Raw genomic sequence first — 4,240 nt, forward strand, 5'->3', positions numbered from 1 at the left:
TTATAGGTCGCAAAGCGCGCTTGCGTCTCACTGATATGTGAAAGGGGCACATACATGCTGCCGTCATTGACGTTATAGATTTCACTGTGACGATGCGAAAACGTACCACGGCCCACATCTTCACCAGTAATACGTACCAAGACATTGTCATAGTCAACCAATGATGCATATGCTAGTGTTTCAGCGGCGCCCCAGTTAAGTGGCTCTTCGCCTGTTTGCATGGCTAAACGCTGTTCGACCATTTTTTGTACTTGGCGTTGTAGCTTGTAACCTTCTGGCATTTCTGCCATACGGCGACCATAGCCTTTTAGCACTTCGATATCGACGCTGGTATCCCAATCGTCAACCAAATCATGACCTAAGTAAGGTTTCCAATCAACGAATAATTCTTCGTTAGGTAGACTCACTAGAGAGCTGGCAACGTATTCACCGCGGTCTAATGACTCACGATATTCATCTTCGTACTTTTGAGCTTCACTCTCACTCAACACGCCGGCTTTGATCAGTTGCTGTGCGTAAATAGTGCGAGTGGTTGGTAATTTTTTAATCACCGCATACATGAGTGGCTGAGTCGCTGATGGCTCATCGGCTTCGTTATGACCGTTACGGCGATAGCAGAATAAGTCAATGATAATGTCTTTATCAAACTCATGACGGTAATCTAATGCCAATTGTGCCGCGAAAACCACTGATTCAGGATCGTCACCGTTTACGTGCAAGATAGGTGCGTGCACCATTTTTGCAACATCAGTACAATACTCAGTCGAGCGTGCATCTTCTTGACGGCTGGTGGTAAAACCAACTTGGTTATTGATAACAATATGTACCGTACCGCCAGTGGTGTAAGCGCGGGTTTGTGACATTTGGAAAGTTTCTTGCACCACACCTTGGCCTGCAAAAGCCGCATCGCCATGAATAACGATCGGTAGTACCGAGTTGCCTGTTTTATTATCTTGTAGGGGTTGGTCATTACGGCGAACTTGACGCGCGCGTACCGAACCTTGTAATACTGGTGCGACAATCTCAAGATGCGATGGGTTAAACGCCAATGCCAAATGCGCCTCTCCGCCCGGTGTCATCACATTCGATGAAAAACCATTGTGATATTTAACGTCACCTGAGCCTTTTTCTGGCTGCACTTTACCATCGAACTCATCAAACAAATCGGCAGGGTTTTTACCCAAGATATTAACCAACAAGTTTAAACGACCACGGTGAGCCATACCAATAACCATCTCTTTAGTACCATAACCGCCAGCACGTTGGATGATTTCATTGATAGCAGGAATAAAGCTCTCACCACCTTCTAGACCAAAACGTTTAACACCCGTATATTTACGAGCCAAATATTTTTCTAAGCCTTCGGCAGCGGTTAAACGCTCAAGAATAGATAAACGTTTTTCTTTATCAAACTCGATATAACCCAGATTGGTTTCTAGGTATTTTTCCATCCAGCGCTTTTCGGTGCTGGTGGTCACGTGCATATATTCCGTACCGATATAACGGCAGTAGACGCGCTCCATGATCTCGATGATTTCACGTAGCGTCGCTTCATCCTTACCAATAATTAAATCATTGGTTGGAAACACCGTATCAAGGTCGGCTTCAGAAAGATTGTGATAGGCAAGGGTTAAATCTTCCACTTCGGCACGTGGATGCAAATCTAACGGGTCAAGCTTAGCGCGGCGATGGCCACGGCGGCGATAGGCTGAAATCAGCTGCTGCACGCCCATTTGCTTTGGGTCAGCACAGTTTGAATCGCCAGTTTGTGAGCCAGAGGTGTCAGTATTTACTTTGTTCGCCGTTTGATTGCGCGCAAGCAACAAAAACTGATCTTTAATAGCATTGTGCTTGGCATCATTTGGCGTTTTATATTGTTCAAAATACGCTTGCCAATCGTTATCAACGCTACTAGGATCATCTAGATATTGCTCATAGAGCGCTTCGATATATTGAGCATTGTCGGCAGCCAGTTCAGTATGATCTAGGCTCGCAGTTTCTTTAGTTATACTATTCATAATAATCGTCTATTTGATAGATAAATGAATGGAATCGTGCTTATTATTGTGTTGTTCGTTATAGGTTAGCGACATCAATCGTCGCTTTTTACCATTAAAACTTGTCTTAATATTATCTTTTTATTAACCATATCTATAAGTTACCGCTCTTGGTCAATAAGAAACATCCTACCCAAGCTATCTCGTTATAAAAAAGATAATTGCAATACCATGCTTACTATTAAAATTATTTGTGAACGGTCGGTTTTCTTTAGTGGCTCGTTTGACAACATTAATTTATATATAATGCTTGCAGCTATAACCAAATTGTTAATAGCATGGTTTTACTCAAAAAATTTTGTCTTCAGTTAGCCTTTTAATTGGCTATTTTCGCTGAAGTGCCTTGCTATGGTAGAAATATAGGCGATATTACGCCAAAGATACATTGCTGTATAGGGTAACATGACTGCCTATCACGCCATAGTTTGTTTGTTCAATACTAGGTATTTACGAAATGAATATCAACTATCATTTCTCGCAACTAGTTAACTTTTATTTGAGCAAATTTAGCTAAATTTATAGCCTGCTTTTTGCATTTCTATAGATTTTGAGCGATATAAACATCTATAGTTAATCACTACCATTAAATAAATCTGCGCGAAAATATACGGTTATAATCAATTATATAGACATGCGCACGATATAGCATGCCCTCTTACATACAAGCAACGTATTGTTAATACAGCCTTACTTTCATTGACTGACGCACCACTGCCCATCAACAATACCTTCTAAAATATCAGTTTTGTGATGCTAGCTTTATACCTGACAGTTTAATGCTGATAACCTTGAATAAAAAACACCACCTAATGAGAGGTGGTGTTTTTTTAACAGCGCTATTATAAAGCTAATTACCAATAAATGGTAGACTAACCTGCTTGATCGATCAGTAAATTGCGCAGATGGCCGATGGCTTTGGTTGGATTTAGGCCTTTTGGACATACTGACACGCAGTTCATGATACCGCGGCAACGGAATAAGCTGAACGGATCTTCCAAACGTGATAGACGAGCCCGTATATCAGTATCGCGGCTGTCAGATACAAAACGGTTGGCATTCAATAGTGCTGCTGGACCTAAGAACTTATCAGGGTTCCACCAAAATGATGGGCAGCTGGTTGAACAGCACGCACATAAAATACACTCATACAAACCGTTTAATTTTTCACGCTGTTCAGGTGACTGTAAGCGCTCGGTTGCTGGTGCTGGCTGGTCATTGATTAAGAACGGATGAACTTTTTCGTATTGCTCATAAAATTGGTTCATGTCGACGACCAAATCACGAACCACTGGCAAACCTGGTAACGGACGAACCGTTACTTTTTCAGGCAAGGTGTTCATGTTAATCAGACAGGCTAGACCATTTTTACCATTGATATTCATGCCATCTGAACCGCAAATGCCTTCACGGCACGAGCGACGGAAAGTAAGGGTTTCGTCTTCTTTCTTTAGGCGTAATAACACGTCAAGCAACATACGATCTGAGTCTAACAACTCAATCGTATAAGTTTGCATGCGCGGCGCTGCGTCCACATCAGGATCGTAGCGATAGATTTCGATGGTGCGAGTACCTCGGCTCATAATGCTAAACTCCACACATTGGTGATGCGGGCTCACAAGCGTACAGTCTAAAGACTGCTATTTATCAGCGCTAGTATGACTATTTCATAGCGCTGATAAAAGCTTATCGCTGGCGCTCACCTTTTATTAAATAAGGGATAAAACGTTAATTCTATGTATATACAAAACTGTATGCTCAAAACTACAAGGGCTAGAATTAATAAACGCGAACTTTCGGCTCGACATAATCGACCGTCAATGGCACTTTACGTACAGGCTTATAGATAATACGATTGCCTTCAGAATACCATAGGGTATGCTTCATCCAATCATTATCGTTACGGCCGTTTGGTGCATAATCATCATCTTCTGGGCGATCATAGTCAGACACACTGTGCGCGCCGCGGCTTTCATGACGGTTGGCGGCCGATATCATCGTCGCTTTTGCCACTTCATACAAGTTTGCTACTTCAAATGCTTCGATACGCGCGGTATTAAAGACCTGTGATTTATCAGCCAAATGGATTTGGTCGATTTTATCAGCAAGCGCTAGAATCTGCTTAACACCTTCATCCATCATCGCCTGCGTACGGAATACACTGGCATGCTTTTGCATAATGGCGC

General features: G+C 42.4%; 2 protein-coding genes and 1 pseudogene. All 3 read right to left on the minus strand.

What is annotated here, in order from left to right:
* Window positions 1-2,018: 2-oxoglutarate dehydrogenase E1 component (locus tag V7D75_RS01360; protein WP_333613101.1), on the minus strand; the 2,018-nt coding region annotated here is incomplete at its 3' end.
* Between the two features lie 908 nt (window positions 2,019-2,926).
* Window positions 2,927-3,637, minus strand: a complete 711-nt coding sequence (locus V7D75_RS01365) for a succinate dehydrogenase iron-sulfur subunit (RefSeq protein ID WP_144296830.1) — start codon at window positions 3,635-3,637, stop codon at window positions 2,927-2,929.
* A 196-nt stretch (window positions 3,638-3,833) separates the two neighbouring features.
* Window positions 3,834-4,240, minus strand: a pseudogene (locus V7D75_RS01370) (succinate dehydrogenase/fumarate reductase flavoprotein subunit); the annotation flags it as partial.

The sequence above is a fragment of the Psychrobacter sp. genome (assembly GCF_036731945.1).
GTDB lineage: Bacteria > Pseudomonadota > Gammaproteobacteria > Pseudomonadales > Moraxellaceae > Psychrobacter.